Consider the following 19,154-nt stretch of genomic DNA (forward strand, 5'->3'; position numbering starts at 1 on the left):
ACACACCGTAATCAGGCCGAGTGGATTCACACGAAAAAGTGAACCTTCAACCGACAGCCGCTTGCTACCCATCAGTAACGAGGAACTAGGCTGCCCGGGTGACCGTCGAGCCGCTGCCCCTCACCGGTGAGCGCACCGTGCCCGGGATCGTCGAGGAGAACTACTGGTTCAGGCGCCACGAGGCGGCCTACCTGGACCTGGTGCGGCACTGCGCCGGCGCGGTGGTGCTGGAGGCGGGCTGCGGCGAGGGCTACGGCGCCGCGCTGGTCGCCGAGCGGGCGGCCCGGGTCGTCGCCCTCGACTACGACGAGCAGACCGCCGCGCACGCCCACCGCGCCTACCCCGGCCTGGCCGTGGTGCGCGGCAACCTGGCGGCGCTGCCGCTGCGGGGCGCCAGCGTGGACGTGGTGGCGAACCTCCAGGTCATCGAGCACCTGTGGGACCAGGAGGGCTTCCTGGCCGAGTGCGCCAGGGTGCTGCGGCCCGGCGGCAGGCTGCTGGTCACCACGCCGAACCGGATCACCTTCTCCCCCGGCCGCGACACCCCGCTCAACCCCTTCCACACCCGCGAGCTGGCACCCGGCGAGCTGCGCGATTTGCTGGTCGGCGCGGGCCTGGAGGTGGAGGTGCTGGCCGGGCTGCGGCACGGGCCCGCGCTGCGCGAGCTGGACGCGGCGTTCGGCGGCTCGCTCATCGACGCGCAGGTCGCCGTGGTGCTGGGCGGCGGCGCGTGGCCGGCCGACCTGCTGGCCGCCGTGGCCTCGGTGCGCAGCGCGGACTTCGAGATCACCACCGACGACCTGGACGCCTCGCTCGACCTGGTGGCCGTGGCGGTGCGCGGGTGAGCACCGGGGGTTCCGAGGGCACCTTCTGCCTGGTCCTGCACAGCCACCTGCCGTGGCTGGCGCACCACGGCGCCTGGCCGGTCGGCGAGGAGTGGCTCTACCAGGCGTGGGCGCACTCCTACCTGCCGGTGGTCGACCTGCTGGAGCGGTTCGCCGCCGAGGGCCGCGAGGACGTGCTCACGCTGGGCGTCACCCCGGTCCTGGCCGCGCAGCTCGACGACCCGTACTGCCTGCGCGGGCTGCACGACTGGCTGGGCGACTGGCAGTTGCGCGCGCACGGCGCCGCGCCCCGGCTGCCCGACCTGGCCGCGCGCGAGCACCGGGCCTCGGCGTGGGCGCTGGAGAGGTTCGAGGCGCGGTGGCGGCACGGCTTCTCGCCGGTGCTGCGGTCCCTGGTGGGCTCGCGGGTGGTCGAGCTGCTGGGCGGTCCGGCCGCGCACCCGTTCCAGCCGCTGCTCGACCCGCGGCTGCGGGCGTTCTCCCTGCGCACCGGCCTGGCCGACACGGCGCTGCGGCTCGGCTCGGCCCCCGAGGGCATCTGGGCGCCGGAGTGCGCGTACGCGCCGGGCATGGAGCACGACTACGCGCGGGCGGGCGTGCGGCGGTTCCTGGTGGACGGCCCGTCGCTGCGCGGCGACACCGCCGCCGGCCGGCCGGTGGGCACCTCGGACGTGGTGTGCTTCGGGCGGGACCTGGAGGTGTCGTACCGGGTGTGGTCGCCGCGGGTCGGCTACCCGGGCGACCCGGCGTACCGGGACTTCCACACCTACGACCACGCCAGCGGGCTCAAGCCGGCCCGCGTCACCGGCAAGAACGTGGCGCCGCGGGACAAGCGGCCCTACGACCCGGTCGCGGCGGACGCGGCGGTGCGGCGGCACGCGGCGGACTTCGTGGACACGGTCGTGGCGCGGCTGCGGGCGCTGAAGGAGCGGCACGGCAGGCCGTCGCTGGTCGTCGCCGCGTACGACACCGAGCTGTACGGGCACTGGTGGCACGAGGGCCCGCGGTGGCTGGAGGCCGTGCTGCGGGCGCTGCCGGAGGCCGGGGTGCGGGTGACCACGCTGCGCGGCGCGGTCGAGGCGGGGCACGTGGGCGCGCCGGTCGAGGTGCCGCCGTCGTCGTGGGGCGCGGGCAAGGACTGGCACGTGTGGAACGGGCCGCAGGTCGCCGACATCGTCGCGGGCAACGAGGGGGTCCAGCGGGAGCTGCTGGCGCTCGACCTGGCCGGGCCGGCGCGCTCGGCGGTGGCCGACCAGGCGGTGCGGGAGGCGTTGCTGGCGCTGTCCAGCGACTGGGCGTTCATGGTCACCAAGGACTCGGCGGCCGACTACGCCCGGTACCGGGCCAAGGTGCACGCGGAGCGGTTCGCCGAGCTGGCCGCGCTGCTGCGGGCCGGGCGCGGCGCGCGGCGGGCCGCGGAGCTGCGACGGGTCGACGGGCCGTTCGGGCACCTCGACGCCCGCGGCCTGGCCGGTGGTTGGGAGGATGGGCCATGCGCGTGCTGATGTTGTCGTGGGAGTACCCGCCGGTGGTCGTGGGCGGCCTGGGCCGGCACGTGCACGCGCTGGCGACCTGCCTGGCCGCGCAGGGGCACGAGGTGGTCGTGCTGTGCCGGCAGCCGACGGGCACGGACGCGGCCACGCACCCGACCACCGACGAGGTCGTCGACGGGGTGCGGCTGGTGCGCGTGGCCGAGGACCCGGCGCACCTGGTGTTCGAGCGCGACCTGGTGGCGTGGACGCTGGCCATGGGGCACGCGATGACGCGCGCGGGCCTGGCGCTGCTGCGCGGCTGGCGGCCGGACGTGGTGCACGCGCACGACTGGCTGGTGACGCACCCGGCGGTCGCGCTGGCCGAGGCGAGCGGCGCGCCGCTGGTGGCGACGGTGCACGCGACCGAGGCCGGCCGCCACGGCGGGTGGCTGTCGCAGGTGCTCAACCAGCAGGTGCACTCGGTGGAGTGGTGGCTGGCCAACCGGGCGGACGCGCTGATCACGTGCTCGGCGGCGATGCGCGCGGAGGTCGCGCACCTGTTCGAGGTGGACGCGGGCGCGATCACCGTGCTGCACAACGGGATCGAGCCCCGGCGGTGGCGGGTGCGGCCGGCCGGCGTGGCGGAGGCGCGGGCCCGGTACAGCCCCGCGGGCGAGCCGCTGCTGCTGTTCTTCGGGCGGTTGGAGTGGGAGAAGGGCGTGCAGGACCTGATCGCCGCGCTGCCGAGGGTCCGGCGGTGGTGGCCGGGGACCCGGGTGGTCGTGGCGGGGACCGGGACGCACCGCGACTGGCTGGTGGAGCAGGCGCGCAAGCACCGGGTGCTGCGGTCGGTGACCTTCGCGGGTCACCTGTCGGACCGGTCGCTGGCGGCGGTGCTGGCGGCGGCGGACGCGGTGGTGCTGCCGTCGCGGTACGAGCCGTTCGGCATCGTGGCCCTGGAGGCGGCCGCGGCCGGCGCGCCCCTGGTGGCCTCCACCGCCGGTGGGCTGGGCGAGGTCGTGCTGGACGGGGAGACCGGGTTGTCGTTCGCGCCGGGGGACGTGGACGGGTTGGCGCGCGCGGTGCGGGCGGTGCTGGACGACCGGCCCGCGGCGGCGCGGCGGGCGCGGGCGGCGAAGGCGCGGCTGGCGACGGACTTCGACTGGGGGCGGATCGCCCGGGGGACGGCGGAGGTGTACCGGGCGGCGGAGGTGCGGGCGCACGAGCCGCTGGGGCGGCCGAAGATCGCCACGGGCAACGCGTTCCTGTGATCCACCACGTCCCGCAGCCGCGCCGGCGACCCTGGGACCGGTGATCGGGGCGGTGCGCGGAGGTCCGACGCGACATCCGCCGTAATGCGGTCACCGGTTCCGTTGGGCGGAATCGGCGCCGGAACGGATCGCCGGAGGACCACTTCGATCACGGTTCCGCCGGGTTCGCCCACCTCCGTTTCCGCCCAACGGAACCGAACCCTGTGCCTACTCGCGCGTCACCGGGATGCTCCGGGCCAACACGAGGCCGCTGATCCGGAGGACGGATGGGCAACAGGGGTAACGGTCGCTCGGTCACGTCGCGCGCGCTGGACCTGCTCGGCGCGTTCGACGTCGAGCACCCGACTTTGACGCTGAGCGAGCTGGCCGCGCGGTGCGGCATGCCCAAGGCGACGGCGCACCGGCTGGTGGGGGAGCTGGAGGCGTGGCGGGCGCTGGAGCGCAACGCCGACAACCGCTACCAGGTCGGCAGCAGGGTGTGGGAGATCGGCCTGCTCTCGCCCGTGCCGCGCAGGCTGCGGGAGATCGCGATGCCGTTCATGCAGGACCTCTACGAGCGCAGCAAGGAGAACATCCACTTCGCGGTGCGCAAGGGCCACGACGCGCTCTACATCGCCAAGCTGACCGGGCACCGGGCCGTGCCGATCATCTCGCGCGAGGGCACCCGGCTGCCCCTGCACCCGACCGGGGTGGGCAAGGCGCTGCTGGCCTTCTCCAGCAGCGAGTTCATCGAGACCTACTGCGCACGACCGCTGGCCCGGTGCACCCGGCACACCATCGTCGAGCCCGGCAGGCTGCGCCGGGAGCTGGCCTTGGTCCGGGCCCGCGGCTACGCGCTGACCAACGAGGAGATGACGCTCGGGTCGCGCTCGGTGGCCGTCCCGGTGTTCGGCACCGACGGCCGGGTCGAGGCCGCGCTCGGGGTGGTCATGCACAGCGTGTGCGGCGGCCTCACCCGCCACGTGCCCGACCTCAAGTCCGAGGCGGCCAAGATCACGCAGGCGATGAACGACCACCGCACGGACCCGTACCCCGGGTTCGTGCACGACCTGCCGCACGAGGGGTAGCCGTGTCCTGGAGCCAGTTGGCCGGTTCGGTCGCGGCGGGCGTGGCCGTGACCGCCATCGCCGCCACCTGCCGCGCCCTGTGGAGCAGGCGGAGGGTGCCCAGGGCGCTGCACCACCGCGTGTCGCGCCGCGGCTACCTGGCCACCGTCCTGCGCACCTCGCGCGACCACGACGTGGCGGGGTTGGACGCATTCGTGCCGAACCTCCAACCCTCCGGGGGCAGCGGGGTCCTGCACGACATCCAGGCCGAGTGGGAGCGGATCAACGGCGCCCTGGGCGTGCGCCTGGTGACCAGGGAGCACCAGGACTGCCTGCGGGCCGGCGCGGAACTGCTGAGCCGGGGCATCGAGGTCCGCGTCGCCGCCGCCGCGGCCGACAGCGACGACTTGTCGTACCACGTGTTCTCGGGCAGGCTGCACCACACCGTGCTCAACCACCGCGATGGCGACCGCGACCGGCCCAACCGCCTCGACGGCATGTCACCCGCCAAGGTGTTCCAGACCCACTTCGAGGACGTCTGGGCCCGGTCCGCCCCGCTGGAGGCCGTGCTGGCGGACCACCTGCTGCGGTCGCTGCGCCGGTGCGGCGACCTGGCGGAGATCGCGGACCGGCTGCGGGACCTCAGGACCAGGTACCGGCTGGACCCGGTGGCCGAGGAGGCGGTGGTGCGGCACTTCGCCTTCCGCCACTCGGCACCGGTCGTGTTCGTCACCGGGCTGCCGGGCGCGGGCAAGTCGCTGCTGCGGAGGCGCCTGGCCGCGAAGCTGACCGCGATGCGGTTCCAGGTGGACGAGCTGACCGACTACGTCTACGCCTACCACGACTTCATGCACCGGGTGATGCGGCTGGACGGCAACCGCGGCACCGGGTTCACCGCGGAGGCGGGCGGCGCGTTCCGGGTGTCCAGCGAGCAGGACCTGACCCCGGCGCTGACCGCGCTGGCCCAGCGCGTGTGGCGCAACCAGGGCGGCACCCCGGTCACGCTGGTGGAGTTCGCACGGTCGGACGTGGTCGAGGCGCTGAACACCTTCGGCGCGGCGGTCCTGTCGTCCGCCCGGGTGATCCACGTGCGGGCGCCCGCGGAAGTCCGCTCGGCGCGCCTGGAGTCCCGCGCGCAGCCGCCGCGCCTGGAAGTCGTGGAGCCGAGCATCAACGTCATCGTGTCCGACGACCACCGGCTGCCCAGCGCGGTGGCCGAGTCGATCTACGCCTCGGACAACTTCGGCAGGCTGCGCGCCCACGAGGGCGTCGTGGGCCGGGTGCACGCCATCGACAACGAGGTGGACGACCCCGGGCACGCCCGCCTGGACGAGGCGCTGACCGGTTTCATCGAGGAGGTCGTGCGGCCCTACCGGGCGTTGAGCGCGTGACGCGGGGCCTGCTCAGGCGCCGTTGCGCGAGCGCTCCAGCGCCTCCCTGGCCTTGCGCGCCATGTCGGCCACGGCGGCACGCCGCACCGCGTCGGCCTCGTAGTCCTCACGGCGGTCCTTGACCACCCGGGCCGGGATGCCCACGGCGATCTTGAAGTCCGGCACGTCCCCCCGCACCACCGCATGCGCGCCCACCACGCACCCGCGCCCGATCCGCGTCCCCCGGGTGACCGTGACCTTGGTGCCCAGCCAGCAGTCCGGACCGATGCGCACCGGCGACTTCACGATGCCCTGGTCCTTGATCGGCAGGCTGACGCAGGGGTCCCGCCCAGGGAACCCCTGCTTTCATCCTCCCGCAGGGGTACGACAAAAACCGCTCAGGAAGGCAGCTCCGGCAGCAGCATCCGGCGCCCGGCCGCGATGCCGCCGTCCACCGGGATCGCCGCCCCGGTCAGGTAGCCCAGTTCGTCCGACGCCAGCGCCAGCACGGCGCGGGCGATGTCGGTCGGCGTCGCCACCCGCTTCAGGCCGTCCACGTTGAGCTGCCCCAGCGCCGCCTTGGCCCGCTCCCACGTGGCGTCGTCGAGGTTCGCCGGGCGGATCATGGCCGTGTCGGTGATGCCGGGCAGGATCGCGTTGACGCGGACGCCCTCCGCGCCGTACTCCAGCGCCGCCGACTGCACGAGCGCCCGCACCGCCTGCTTGGTCGCCTGGTAGGTCGACAGGTTCGGCCTGCCGACGACCGCGCCCACCGACGAGTTGACGATGACGTGCCCGCCGCCGGCCGCGAGCATGTGCGGGATCTGGTGCCGCATCGCCAGGAACACCCCGCGGGCGTTGGTGTTCACCACGTCGTCCCACTGCTCGGGGGTCACCTCGTGCAGCCGGGCGGTGATCTGCACGCCCGCGTTGTTGAACGCGATGTCCACCCGCCCGTACCGCCGTACCGCGCCGTCCACGAAGCGCTGCACCGAGGCCGGGTCGCGCACGTCCGCCTCGAAGTAGGTCGCGTCGCCGCCGGCGGCCCGGATCGAGCGCTCCACGTCCCGCCCCAGCGCGGTCCGCCTGCCGCAGAACGCCACCCTGGCGCCGGCCGCGGCGAAGGCGCGCGCGGTGGCCTCGCCGATCCCCGACGTGCCGCCGGTGACCTGCACGGCCTTGCCCGCGAACGCACCCCGGCCGCGGGCGCCCGCGGCCGGCGCGGCCACCGCCACCAGTCCCGCGCCGAGTGCCCCGCCCAGCACCGCGCGTCGGCTGTGGTCCCCCATGAGCTGCCTCCTAAAGCAACTTGATGTTGCTTTTAGTCTCCAGGCAATTCCCGCATCGCGCAACCACGGGTTGCATTAAGGTTCGAGGCCGTGCCCGAGGAACCACGTCGCCGGCCGGGGGGCCGCAGCGCGCTGGTGCGCGCCGCCGTGCTCGAAGCCGGTCTCGCCGAACTCGCCGACGCCGGCTACCACGGGCTGAGCCTGGAGGGCGTGGCCAGGCGCGCGGGCGTGAACAAGACGACCCTCTACCGCCGCTGGGGCACGCGGGAGGCACTGCTCCTCGACGCCATCCGCGCCCGCGCCACCGCCCGGGTGCCGATCCCCGACACCGGGTCGCTGCGCGAGGACCTGCTGGCCCTGGTCCGCGCCGCCATCGCCAACCTGGCCACGCGCGAGGTGCAGGCGGCGGTGCGGGCGGCCGTCGCGCTGTCGCCGCACGACGCGGCGCTCGCCGAGGCCGGCCGGGCGTTCTGGGCCGAGCGGCTCGACGTGGACGGCGCGGTGGTCCGGCGCGCGGTGGAGCGCGGGGAGATCGCGCCGGTGGACCCGGGACCGGTGGTCGAGGCGGTGCTGGGCCCGCCCTACTTCCGGCTGCTGGTCACCGGCCGGCCGGTCGACGACGACTTCCTGGTCGCCACCGTCGACCTCGTCGTGCGGGGGCTGGCGCGCTAGCCGGCGTGCCGGGTCACCCCCGGAGCCGGCGTGCCGGGTCGCCCGGGAACCGGCGCGCTAGCCGGCGTTCTGGGCGCCGTTGCGCGAGCGCTCCAGCGCCTCCCTGGCCTTGCGCGCCATGTCGGCCACGGCGGCACGCCGCACCGCGTCGGCCTCGTAGTCCTCACGACGGTCCTTGACCACCCGGGCCGGGATGCCCACGGCGATCTTGAAGTCCGGCACGTCCCCCCGCACCACCGCGTGCGCGCCCAACACACAGCCACGCCCGATCCGCGTCCCCCGGGTGACCGTGACCTTGGTGCCCAGCCAGCAGTCCGGACCGATGCGCACCGGGGACTTCACGATGCCCTGGTCCTTGATCGGCAGGTTGACGTCGGCCGTGACGTGGTCGAAGTCGCAGATGTAGACCCAGTCGGCGACCAGGGTGGCCGCGCCGATCTCCACGTCGAGGTAGCAGTTCACCGTGTTGTCCTTGCCGAACACGGCCTTGTCGCCGATGCGCAGCGACCCCTCGTGGCAGCGGATGGCGTTGCCGTCGCCGATGTGGACCCAGCGCCCGATCTCCAGCCGCCCGTAGCCGGGGCGGCAGTGCAGCTCGACCTTGCGGCCCAGGAACACCATGCCGCGCAGCACCACGTGGGGGTTGGCGATCCGGAACCTCAGCAGCCGCCAGTACCGGACCAGGTACCACGGGGTGTACGCGCGGTGCCGCAGGACCCAGCGCAGCGAGGCCAGGGTGAGGAAGCGGGCCTGCGCCGGGTCGCGGCGCGACCGGCGCCACCTGGTCCAGACCGGGGCACCCCACATGCTCGTCACGCGGGCACTCTAACTTCCCGCCGGCGGGCGGGGTGAGGGCGTTCACCCGCTCCGGGACCGCCCGGACCAGGATGGTGGGCGTGACGACCCCTCTCATCATCGACACCGACCCCGGCGTCGACGACGCGTTCGCCCTCGCCCTCGCCGCCGCCAGCCCCGAGGTCGAGCTGATCGGCGTGACCACGGTGTTCGGCAACGTCGGCCTGGCCGACACCACCCGCAACGCCCTGCGCCTGCGCGCCCTGCTCGGCCGCGAGGACGTGCCGGTCGCCGCGGGCGCCGACCGGCCCCTGGTCCACCCCCACCCGCACCTGTCCAGCGCCCACGGCTCCGACGGCCTGTCCGGCCGCGCGGCCACGCTGCCCGAGCCGACCCGGGGCACCGACCCGCGCGACGCGGTCACCCTGATGCGCGAGCTCCTGGAGGCCGCCGACCGGCCGGTCACCATCGTCCCCATCGGGCCGCTCACCAACGTCGCCCTGCTGCTGGCCGCGCACCCCCGGCTCAAGGAGAAGATCGGCCGCCTGGTCGTCATGGGCGGCGGGGTGGACGGCGGCAACATCACCGCCGCCGCCGAGTTCAACCTGTGGAGCGACCCCGAGGCGGCGCGGCGCGTGCTGGTCGAGGAGGACGTGCCCACCACGGTCGTGCCGATGGACCTCACCCACCGGTGCGCGGTGACCGCCGAGTGGCTGGCGGAGCTGGGGCGGACCTCCGCGCGGGCCGCCGCGCTGGTCGGGCTGACCGCCGACTACCTGACCACCTACCGGCGGTTCCTGGGCTTCGACGGCATCGTCGTGCACGACGCGGTCGCGGTGGCCGAGGCGATCCGGCCCGGCCTGCTCACCGGCACGCCGTACGCGGTGGACGTGGACTGCACGTTCGGGCCCGGCCGGGGCGCGCTGGTGGTCGACCGGCGGCTGGAGTCGCGGGCGCCCGGGAACCTGACCGTCGCCACGGACACCGACCTGGACGGGGTGCGCGCGTTCCTGTTCGAGCGGCTGTCCTCGCTCTAGGGGCGGCGTAACGGCGCCCCGACCCGGGCCGATCTCCCCCGCGACACCGCAAGCCCTGGAGACCCGTGTGGCCTGGCGCCCGTCGAAGACCACCGCCGCGGCGGTCGGCATCGCCCTGGCACTGGTGGGCAACATGGCGACCAACACCGTGTCCGTCGACGAGCCGTGGTGGCCGTACGCGGTGTGGGGCGTGGTCGCCGCGCTGGCCGCGGTCGTCCTGGCGGAGCACCGGCGACCTCCCGCCGAGGACGACCTCGTCGCGATCGCCGACCGCCTGGCCGCGGTGGTGCGCGGGCAGTGGCAGGACGAGGTCGCCCGGCGGTCGCTCAACGACCCCTACCCCCTGCCGGTGCGCTGGGACCCCGCACCGGCCGACCTGGTCGCGGACTGGGCCGACATCACCCGGCTGGCGGTGAACGGGATCGGCAGGCCGCAGACCGGGGACCGCGCGGCGTGGGCCGCCTCGGCCGACGAGCTCGCCGGCGGCGACGTGCTCGCGGCCTGGCGCAAGGTGCCCACCGGCCGGCTGGTGGTGCTGGGCGCACCGGGTACGGGCAAGACCGTGCTGCTCGCGCGGTTCGTCGTCGACCTGCTCGACCCCACCACGCGCGTCAAGGGCTCTCCGGTGCCGGTCCTGGTCTCCATCGCCGCGTGGAACCCGGCCGAGAAGGGCCTGGCGGACTGGATGGTGGAACGCCTGGCCGTCGACCACCCCGCGCTCGACCGCGGGACCGCGACCGGCACGCCGCTGCTCAGGCAGCTGATGGGCCGGGAACTGGTCTTCCCGGTGCTGGACGGCTTGGACGAGATCCCGCAGCCGTTGCGAGCCGAGGCGATCGCGGAGCTGAACGCGGTGCTGGCAGGTGGCACGCCGCTGGTCATCAGCAGTCGCACCGACGCCTACCGCGACGCGATCCGCCCGCCTGGCGGAGCGGAGGTCACGCTGACCGGCGCGGCGGGCATCCGGTTGCGGGCGCTGGATGCCGAAGACGTGATCTCCTACCTGCGCAGCAGCGCGGGTGGGCCGGTGAACGCCCGGCGCTGGGACCGCGTCGCGGCGGCGTTGCCCCGGGGCGGCGCGCTGGCCGAGGTCATGCGGACACCGCTGATGACGACCCTGGCCCGGGACGTCCACAACCCGCGGCGCGGAGCCGGGACCGCCGACCTGCCGAGTCCCGACGTGCTGGTCGACCTGCCCGACCGGGAGGCGATCGAACAGCACCTGTTCGACGGCTTCGTCCCGGCCGCATACCGGCCACACCCCACCAGACCGACGCGGTGGCACCCGGAGCAGGCCGTGGCGTGGCTCGGGCACCTGGCGTTCCACCTGGAGCGCAACCGGATGGGCCAACCGGACTTCGCCTGGTGGCAACTGCACCTGCGAACCAGGCCCAGGTCGCCTTCCCGGGGCGCGGCGCTGGCCGTCTGCACGGTGACGGGTCTGGTGGCGGGCATCGCGACAACAGCCCTGTATTCCTCGGCTTACTCGAACGCGTACTTCGTCTGGACCGGTCTGACGGTGTGCGTCACCGCGTACCTGGTCTTCGGATCGGTGTGGTGGCTCACCGACCGGTTCGGCGCGGCCCTCACCGCGAGCGCCGCAACCGCCATCTCCGGCGGTCTCGCCATCGACATCGTCGGTGACCTGGTCATCGGGCCGACGACCCCCGTGCTGCTGATCGCGGCCGGACTCGCCTCGGGGTTCGCCTACCCGCTCCGAAGACGGGGACCGTCCCCCGCGCGGGCCGGGATCGTCGTGGGGCTGGTGGCGTTGGTGGTCTACACCGCCTTGTACGCGACGAACATGCCGTTCCCGGGGGCGTTGAACGCCGCGAGCGCGGACGCCACCCTCACCGGGCTCCTCGTGCTGGTCGCCGTCGTCCTGACCGGGGCCCGCACCGGGCGGTCGGTCCTCGCTTTCATCGCGACCGCCGGCGTGCTGCGCGGGTCCACCGCCTGGTTCGCGGGCTCCGACGGGCGCGAGGTGTTCTTCACCGACCACCAGGTGGTGGTCGCGCTCGCGGCGGGCGTGACGGACGCCGCCCTGGTCGCCGTGGTCGTCCTGGTCGCCCACCGGATGACCCGTCCGGGTGGCGGCCGGCGCCGGGGACTGGTCTGCCTGCTGGTCGTGCTCGTCGTGGGAGCCGGTCACGGCAGCCGCTCCGGCCTCTTCAGCGGCATCTTGGCAGCGCTGCCGGCCGTGGTCGGTTGTCTGCTCGCGTGGCGACCGGTGGCGGCTCGCGACGCCTGGTCCCGGCTCGGCCTCGGGCTGCTCGCCACCGTGATCGCGGTGGTCGGAGGTGTCTACGCCGTCATCGACATCCCCGACCAGGCGATGCGGGAACTACCGGCACCGATCGCCGCCGCGGTCGTCGTCACCGTGCTGGGGGCGTTCATCGCGAAGCGCGACCACGAGCCGCGGGACTGGCTGCGGACGCCCCTCCTCTCCGGGGTCGGCTACGGTGCCGTGCACACCCTGTTCTACGGCCCGGTGTACGGGCTCGCCGTGGGCGTGGTGGTCGGCCTGGCGGTCGAACTGGTCGACCGCCAACTGGCCTCCGACACCCCCGCACGAGGTTTGCGGTTGGCGGAACGAGGTCTCGTCCTCGGCCTCGCCGTCTCCGCGGTGCTGACCGCGCTGCTGGTGTGGCGGTACGACGTGGTGACGGCCGCCCTGCTCGGCCTGGTCGTCGGCGGGGCGGTGGGCATCGCCTACGGCATGGAGGCGCCCCGCACCCCCACCGCGGTGCGGACGCCGGCGGAGGTGCTGGCCCGCGACCGCACCGTGTTCCTGGTCAGCACAGCCGTCGTCACGGTGGCGGTCACCGTGGCGACCGGGTTCGTCGCGGGTTCCGGGTCCGGCTTCGACGTGACGACGGGGCTCGTCGGCGGCCTCACCTACGGTGCGGCCACCGGGGTCTTCGTGGCCGCCGGCCGCACGCAGTGGCTGCGCTACTTCATCGCCCGGTGCGCCCTCGCCCTGACCGGCCGCGTGCCGTGGCGGCTGATGGCGTTCCTGGAAGACGCCCACACCGTGCACGGCGTGCTGCGCCAGAACGGCGCCACCTACCAGTTCCGCCACCTCGACGTGCAGCGCCGCCTGGCCGCCACCTACGTCCGCTCCGCCCGGCACAGCAGGTAGACCGGCCGCGAACCGACCCTGGTCAACGCCACGGTCGCCTCACCCGACCCGGTCAACTTCAACCGCCGCCGCAGCGCGTTGGGGTCCACGTCCAGCCCCCGCACCAGGATCTCCAGCCGTCCCACGTCGTGCGCGCGCAGCACCGACCGCAAGCCCTTCTCGCTGTAGTGCCCGTGCTCGACGACCCGGAACGCCCTGATCCCCGGCGGCGGCTCCGGCCCGGTCAGGTAGGCGATCCGCTCGTCCAGCTGCGCCAGCCCGTGCCGGGCCGCGTAGTGCCGGACCAGGCCCGCCCGCACCACCGCGCCGTCCGGGTCGACCAGCCACTCGCCGGGCGCGGTGACCGGGCAGTCGTCCGGTTCGGCGGAGGTGACCGCCCAGCCCGGACCGTCCGAGCGCAGCACCGTGGCCCGCCGCGCGACGCCCGGGGTGGCCAGGCCCCGCGTCCACAGGCACGCCTCGCGCACCTGGCCGTCCAGGGACACCAGCTCGACCTCGTCCGCCCACGGCGCCACCGCGAAGTCCACGCCCGGCGCGCACTTCACCGCCAGGTCGCGGTCCGCGAAAGCGGCGGCCAGCCCGTCCAGCGGCGGGGTGAAGTCCTCCGGGCGCCAGGTGCGCCTGCCCGCCGAGTCGCGCCGCGCCGGGTCGGCCAGCACCGCGACGCCCCGGGACACCGGGCGCAGCGCGTCGGCCCGCACCAGCGGCACGCCGTCGCCCAGGTTGTGCCGCGCCATGGCCAGCCGCACCGGGTCCAGGTCCGAGCCGAACGACCCCGGCGGCAGCGCCACCAGGTCCGCGCCGATCGAGCACGTCACGTCGTGCACCGGGCCGGTGAAGCGGCGCGCCCGGTGCACCGCGACCGGGTGGGCGGTGGCCTGCTGGAGCGCGTCGGAGGTGAACAGGCCGTCGGTGAAGGGGACCTTCGCGGCGGCCTTGCGCCGCAGCAGCAGCGTCTCCAGCACGGCGGCGAAGTGGTCCGGCGAGACCTCCCGGGCGGCGCGCACGTCGGCCAGCCGGGAGGCGTCGGTCAGCGGCAGGCCGGCCAGCGCGGCCAACGCGGCGCACCCGGCGTCCGAACGCAGGTGCGCCACGTCGTCGAGGCTGAACGCGTACCCCACTAGACCGGCTTGCGGCCCGTCACCGACACGTTGTAGAAGACCTCCCGCGGCAGCACCCTGGCCAGCACGTTCTGGTCCACCCACGACAGCCGCTGCCAGGTGCGGTAGGCGAACATCGCCCAGTTCCAGCCCAGCTTCTCCCGCGGCACGGCGGCCTCGAACGTGCGCACCGGCCAGCCGAACAGCGCCGCCGACAGCTCGTCGGTCACCGCCCGCACGCCCACCGCGCCCGCGCCGCGCGCCACCCGCTCCAGCTCGCCCGGGTCGAACGTGTGCAGGTCGACCACGGCCTCCAGCGCCGCCGCCCGCGACGACTCGTCCAGCTCCTCCTGCGGCCGGCGCCAGTCGCTGAGCGGGCCGAGCCTGGTCACGTTGGTGGTCAGCCACCAGGTGAGCTGCCCGAGCTTGCGCGCGTAGAAGTTGCCGATGTTGGTGGGGTCGCCCGCGAACACGAACTTCCCGCCCGGCTTGAGCACCCGCAGCACCTCGCGCATGGCCGCCGGCACGTCCGGGATGTGGTGCAGCACCGCGTGCCCGACGACCAGGTCGAACGTGTCGTCGTCGTACGGGATGCGCTCGGCGTCGGCGACCCGGCCGTCCACCGGCAGGCCCAGGTGCTCCGCGTTGCGCAGCGCCACCTCGACCATGCCCGGCGACAGGTCGGTCACCGACCCCTTCCCGATCACCTCGCCCTGCATGAGGTTGAGCAGGAAGAACCCGGTGCCGCAGCCCAGCTCCAGCGCGTGCTCGTACGGCCCGACGTCGCCCGCGGCCGCGCGGAACCGCTCGGTGGCGTAGCTGATGCAGCGCTCGTCGTAGGAGATCGACCACTTCTCGTCGTACGTGCCCGCCTCCCAGTCGTGGTAGAGCACGTTGGCGAGCTTGGGGTCGCCGTAGGCCGCCTGGACCTCCTCGGCGGTGGCGTGCGGGTGGGGCCTGGGGTCCCCGGTCGCGGGCTCGGCTGGATCAACGGCCACTGAACTCCGCCTTCCCGGGGCCGTTCTCGATGAACGACGCCATGCCGGTCTTCTGGTCCTCGGTGGCGAACATCGCCGCGAACAGCTGGCTCTCCAGCTTCAGGCCGCTGCCGAGGTCGGTGTCCAGGCCGCCGTCGATGGCGGCCTTGGCGGCGGCGTACGCGCGGGCCGGGCCGTTGACGAACTGGCCGGCCCACCGCTTGGCCGCCTCGTACACGTCGTCGGGTGCCACGACCTCGTCGACCATGCCGATGCGCAGCGCCTCGTCGGCGGCGACGAACCGGCCGGTGTAGATGAGGTCCTTGGCGCGCGACGGGCCGACCAGCCGCGGCAGGCGCTGCGTGCCGCCCATGCCGGGGATGACGCCGAGCAGGATCTCCGGCTGGCCGACCTTGGCGTTGTCGCCCGCGATCCGCCGGTCGCAGCACAGCGCCAGCTCGAAGCCGCCGCCCAGCGCGTAGCCGGTGATCGCCGCGACGGTGGGCTTGGGGATCTCCTCCACCGCGCGCAGCGCCGAGGTGAACGCGCCCGCGCGGGTGGCCATCTCGGCGTAGGACAGCTCGGCCATCTCCTTGATGTCCGCGCCCGCGGCGAAGACCTTCGGCCCGCCGTAGACGATCACCGACCGCACGTCGGCGCGCTCGGCCGCCTCCAGCGCGGCGGCCCGGATCTCCTCCTGGACCTGCCTGTTGAGCGCGTTCATCGGGGGGCGGTCCAACCGGATGGTGCCGATCCCGCCCTCGACTTCGAGCGCCACGAACTCAGCCACGCAGTCCTCCTCGACCCGTGTGTCGGTAGACCCCGCAGGTTACCCCTCGGTAGCCTGCGCGCCGGCCGAGACCGCTCACGCCTGCTTGCGGCGCGCGAAGTACCTCTCGCCCGACCGCTGGAGCTCCAGCGGCTGGTCGAAGGTCTTCGACAGGTTCTCCTCGGTCAGCACGTCGTCCAGCAGGCCCTGCGCCACGATGCCGCCGTCGCGCAGCAGCAGCACGTGGGTGAAGCCCGGCGGGATCTCCTCCACGTGGTGCGTGACCAGCACCATCGCCGGCGCGTCCGGGTCGAGGGCCAGCTCCGACAGCCGGGCCACCAGGTCCTCGCGGCCGCCCAGGTCCAGGCCCGCGGCCGGCTCGTCGAGCAGCAGCAGCTCCGGGTCGGTCATCAGCGCCCGCGCGATCAGCGTGCGCTTGCGCTCGCCCTCGGACAGGGTGCCGAAGGTGCGCTCGGCCAGGTGACCGATGCCCAGCGCGGCCAGCAGCTCCTTCGCCCGACCGGTGTCGAGCTTGTCGTACTCCTCGCGCCAGCGGCCCAGCACCGCGTACCCGGCGCTGACCACCAGGTCGACGACCTTCTCCTCGTTGGGCACGCGGTTGGCCAGCGCGGCCGAGCACAGCCCGATGCGGGGGCGCAGCTCGAACACGTCGGTGCGCCCGATGCGCTCCCCGAGCAGGTGCACCCTGCCCTTGGTGGGGTGCAGCTCGGCGCTCGCCAGCCGCAGCAGCGTGGTCTTGCCCGCGCCGTTCGGGCCGAGCACCACCCACCGCTCGTCCAGCTCCACGCCCCAGTCGACGTCCCCCACCAGCGTGGTCTTGCCCCGTCGAACCGAAACACCCTGCATGTGGATGACCAGATCTTCGTTTTCCACGCTCGTCCTCGCCCCGATCGACACCTTCCCGCGCCATTGTTCTGCAAGGGCCGTGGCGGCCGGCGCGGCGGGGCGGTTGATGTGACGTTGTCGTAGCGCGGCGTGCTCGTTCCCGAACCGTCGGTGCGTACTGGGAGGATCGGACCATGCCCGCCGACTCGATCCTGCTCGCCGGCCGACCGTTCCCCCTCGGGGCGCACCCCGAGGCCGGAGGCGTGCGCTTCGCCGTCTCCGCGCCGCCCGCCGAGGCCGTTGAGGTGTGCCTGATCAGCGAAGACGGCTCCGAGGAACGGGTGGAGCTGACCGAGCGCACGTTCGGCGTGTGGCACGGGCTGATCTCCGGCGTGACGCCCGGCCAGCGCTACGGCTACCGGGTGCACGGCCCGTACGACCCGTCGCGCGGGCTGCGGTGCAACCCGGCGAAGATCCTCGTGGACCCGTATGCGACGAGGATCACGGGCGGGCTCACCGACCTGGACGCGGCGCTGGGCTACGAGGGCGACCCGATGCTCGGCGGCCCGTCGCCGGTGGACTCGCTGGGCAGCGTGCCGCTGTCGGTGGTGACCTCGCCCGGCGGGCCCGACACGGGCGTGAAGCCCGAGGTGCCGTTCGAGGAGGCGGTGGTCTACGAGCTGCACGTGCGGGGGTTCACCAAGCGGCACCCCGGCGTGCCCGAGCACCTGCGCGGCACCTACCTGGGGCTGGCCCACCCGGTCGTGGTCGAGCACCTGGTGCGGCTGGGCGTGACCTCGGTCGAACTGCTGCCCGTGCAGGCGTTCGTCGACGAGCCGTCGCTGATCAAGGGCGGGCGGCGCAACTACTGGGGCTACTCGCCGCTGAACTGGTTCGCGCCGCACCCCGGCTACGCCAGCGAGCCGGGCCGGGAGGTCGAGGAGTTCCGCACCATGGTGTCCGCGCTGCACGCCGCGGGCATCGAGGTGATCGTCGACGTGGTCTACAACCACACCTGCGAGGGCGGGCCGGACGGGCCCACGCTGTGCTACCGCGGGTTCGACGCCCCCGGCTACTACCTGCACATCGAGGGCGGCGGCACGCTCGACATCACCGGCTGCGGCAACACCACCGAGGCGGCGTCGCCGCAGTTCGTGCGGCTGGTGACCGACTCGCTGCGGTACTGGGCGACCGAGATGGGCGTGGACGGGTTCCGGTTCGACCTGGCCTCCACCCTCGGGCGGCCCGGCGGGCGCGGGTTCGACCGGGCGTCGGCGATGCTGACCGCGATCACCACCGACCCGGTGCTGTCGCGGTGCAAGCTGATCGCCGAGCCGTGGGACGCCACCGGCGACGGGTACCGGGTGGGCGACTTCGGCGTGCAGTGGGCCGAGTGGAACGGCCGCTACCGCGACACCGTGCGCGACTTCTGGCGCGGCACGACCAACGTGCGCGACCTGGCCTACCGGCTGTCCGGGTCGTCCGACCTGTACGCCGACGACCTGCGGCGGCCGTGGCAGTCGATCAACTTCGTCACCGCGCACGACGGGTTCACCCTGCGCGACCTGGTCTCCTACAACGGCAAGCACAACCTGGCCAACGGCGAGGACAACCGGGACGGCACCGACGACAACCGGTCGTGGAACTGCGGCGCCGAGGGCGAGACGGACGACCCGGAGGTGCTGGCGCTGCGCGCGCGGCAGGCCCGCAACCTGTTCGCCACCCTGCTGCTGTCCACCGGCACCCCCATGATCACCGCCGGTGACGAGCTGTGGCGCACGCAGCGGGGCAACAACAACGCCTACTGCCTGGACGACGCGACGTCGTGGGTGGACTGGGCACTGTCGCCGGAGGCCGAGTCGGTGCTGGCCTTCGCCCGGCGGGTGATCAACCTGCGGGCGGACAGCCCGGCGCTGCGGCAGCCGGAGTTCTTCGACGGCCGCACCACGCCGTCGGGCGCGCCGGACCTGGTGTGGTTCCGCGCCGACGGCGAGGAGATGGCCGAGACGGACTGGTTCGACGACGGCCGGCGGTTCCTGGGCATGTGGATCGACGGGTCCACGTCGCTGTCCCGGTCCCGCGACGGCGAGCTGGTGTCGGACCACTCGTGGCTGCTCCTGCTGCACGCGGGCGCCGACCCGGTGGACGTCACCCTCCCCGGGCCCGAGTACGGCGGGCGCTACGAGCCGGTGCTCGACACCACCACCGCCGACGGGTCGCCGGCCGCGCCGGTCTCGCTGGCGGCCGGGACGATGGTCACGCTCAGTGGCCGATCGCTGGTGCTGTTCCGCGTGCCCGAGTAAGTTCGCCGGCCGCTCCCGAGGGGTACCCGGGTCGGTGTCCGACGCATTCCTGCCTGCTGGGACGACCTGCGTCGGCCGCCGGCCCGTGGCACCATGCAGGAGTGCCCCGACGGCTGCTGACCTGGTGCGACCGCACGATCGACCTCCTGCTGGTGGCGTCGTGCGGCTGTAGCGGGACGCGGCGCGGCCGGTTGGGCCACCCGTTGACCTGACGGCGCCG

General features: G+C 74.1%; 15 protein-coding genes and 1 pseudogene. 9 read left to right on the forward strand and 7 right to left on the reverse strand.

Annotated features, from left to right (window positions below; genetic code table 11):
- Nucleotides 1–98 precede the first annotated feature (98 nt).
- From EKG83_RS40660 to EKG83_RS40680, 5 genes are all read left to right on the forward strand, one after another.
- Nucleotides 99–845, forward strand: coding sequence for a class I SAM-dependent methyltransferase (locus EKG83_RS40660; protein ID WP_033431568.1), 747 nt, complete (start codon nt 99–101; stop codon nt 843–845).
- Nucleotides 842–2,350, forward strand: coding sequence for a 1,4-alpha-glucan branching protein domain-containing protein (locus tag EKG83_RS40665; RefSeq protein WP_051765977.1), 1,509 nt, complete (start codon nt 842–844; stop codon nt 2,348–2,350). Before EKG83_RS40660 ends, EKG83_RS40665 begins: the two co-directional genes overlap by 4 nt.
- Nucleotides 2,338–3,588, forward strand: a complete 1,251-nt coding sequence (locus tag EKG83_RS40670; RefSeq protein ID WP_033431569.1) for a glycosyltransferase family 4 protein — start codon at nt 2,338–2,340, stop codon at nt 3,586–3,588. The genes EKG83_RS40665 and EKG83_RS40670 overlap by 13 nt, the downstream gene beginning before the upstream one ends.
- 266 nt (nt 3,589–3,854) lie before the next feature.
- Complete coding sequence (locus EKG83_RS40675) at nt 3,855–4,655, forward strand: IclR family transcriptional regulator (protein ID WP_033431570.1); 801 nt, start codon at nt 3,855–3,857, stop codon at nt 4,653–4,655.
- 2 nt (nt 4,656–4,657) lie between these two features.
- Entirely contained in the window at nt 4,658–6,025 is a 1,368-nt protein-coding gene (locus tag EKG83_RS40680) for a nucleoside/nucleotide kinase family protein (RefSeq protein ID WP_033431571.1), read from the forward strand.
- Nucleotides 6,026–6,037: 12 nt separating this feature from the next.
- Here the strand turns inward: EKG83_RS40680 and EKG83_RS40685 are convergent.
- Nucleotides 6,038–6,340, reverse strand: a pseudogene (locus tag EKG83_RS40685) (acyltransferase); the annotation flags it as partial.
- Between the two features lie 62 nt (nt 6,341–6,402).
- Nucleotides 6,403–7,293 (reverse strand): SDR family NAD(P)-dependent oxidoreductase, encoded by an 891-nt coding sequence (locus tag EKG83_RS40690; RefSeq protein WP_033431572.1) that lies wholly within the window; start codon nt 7,291–7,293, stop codon nt 6,403–6,405.
- Nucleotides 7,294–7,383: 90 nt separating this feature from the next.
- Here EKG83_RS40690 and EKG83_RS40695 point away from each other — a divergent pair, with 90 nt between their 5' ends.
- On the forward strand, nt 7,384–7,965 hold the full coding sequence (locus EKG83_RS40695; RefSeq protein WP_033431573.1) for a TetR/AcrR family transcriptional regulator: 582 nt from the start codon (nt 7,384–7,386) through the stop codon (nt 7,963–7,965).
- 57 nt (nt 7,966–8,022) lie between these two features.
- On the opposite strand, the gene EKG83_RS40700 is transcribed toward EKG83_RS40695, so the two are convergent.
- A complete protein-coding gene (locus EKG83_RS40700) occupies nt 8,023–8,781 on the reverse strand; it encodes an acyltransferase (protein ID WP_033431574.1) in 759 nt (252 codons plus the stop codon).
- An 80-nt stretch (nt 8,782–8,861) separates the two neighbouring features.
- Between EKG83_RS40700 and EKG83_RS40705 the strand changes: the two genes are divergently transcribed.
- Both EKG83_RS40705 and EKG83_RS40710 read left to right on the forward strand, forming a co-directional pair.
- On the forward strand, nt 8,862–9,797 hold the full coding sequence (locus tag EKG83_RS40705) for a nucleoside hydrolase (RefSeq protein ID WP_033431646.1): 936 nt from the start codon (nt 8,862–8,864) through the stop codon (nt 9,795–9,797).
- A 67-nt stretch (nt 9,798–9,864) separates the two neighbouring features.
- Nucleotides 9,865–12,939, forward strand: a complete 3,075-nt coding sequence (locus EKG83_RS40710; RefSeq protein WP_051765980.1) for an NACHT domain-containing protein — start codon at nt 9,865–9,867, stop codon at nt 12,937–12,939.
- Here the strand turns inward: EKG83_RS40710 and EKG83_RS40715 are convergent.
- The 4 genes from EKG83_RS40715 to EKG83_RS40730 all read right to left on the reverse strand — a co-directional run bounded on the left by EKG83_RS40715 (nt 12,909) and on the right by EKG83_RS40730 (nt 16,652).
- On the reverse strand, nt 12,909–14,060 hold the full coding sequence (locus EKG83_RS40715; RefSeq protein ID WP_033431575.1) for a THUMP-like domain-containing protein: 1,152 nt from the start codon (nt 14,058–14,060) through the stop codon (nt 12,909–12,911). The two genes, EKG83_RS40710 and EKG83_RS40715, sit on opposite strands and share 31 nt — an antisense overlap.
- The gene (locus tag EKG83_RS40720; RefSeq protein ID WP_033431576.1) at nt 14,060–15,037 is read right to left on the reverse strand and encodes a class I SAM-dependent methyltransferase; all 978 of its coding nucleotides are present in this window, start codon (nt 15,035–15,037) and stop codon (nt 14,060–14,062) included. Before EKG83_RS40720 ends, EKG83_RS40715 begins: the two co-directional genes overlap by 1 nt.
- Nucleotides 15,027–15,806: an enoyl-CoA hydratase/isomerase family protein gene (locus EKG83_RS40725; RefSeq protein WP_033431577.1), complete on the reverse strand. Its 780-nt coding sequence runs from the start codon at nt 15,804–15,806 to the stop codon at nt 15,027–15,029. The genes EKG83_RS40720 and EKG83_RS40725 overlap by 11 nt, the downstream gene beginning before the upstream one ends.
- A 75-nt stretch (nt 15,807–15,881) precedes the next feature.
- Complete coding sequence (locus EKG83_RS40730) at nt 15,882–16,652, reverse strand: ABC transporter ATP-binding protein (RefSeq protein WP_063741352.1); 771 nt, start codon at nt 16,650–16,652, stop codon at nt 15,882–15,884.
- A 173-nt stretch (nt 16,653–16,825) separates the two neighbouring features.
- Between EKG83_RS40730 and glgX the strand changes: the two genes are divergently transcribed.
- Entirely contained in the window at nt 16,826–18,934 is a 2,109-nt protein-coding gene (gene glgX / locus EKG83_RS40735) for a glycogen debranching protein GlgX (RefSeq protein WP_033431579.1), read from the forward strand.
- The last annotated feature ends 220 nt before the right edge of the window (nt 18,935–19,154 follow it).

The organism is Saccharothrix syringae, from assembly GCF_009498035.1.
Lineage (GTDB): Bacteria > Actinomycetota > Actinomycetes > Mycobacteriales > Pseudonocardiaceae > Actinosynnema > Actinosynnema syringae.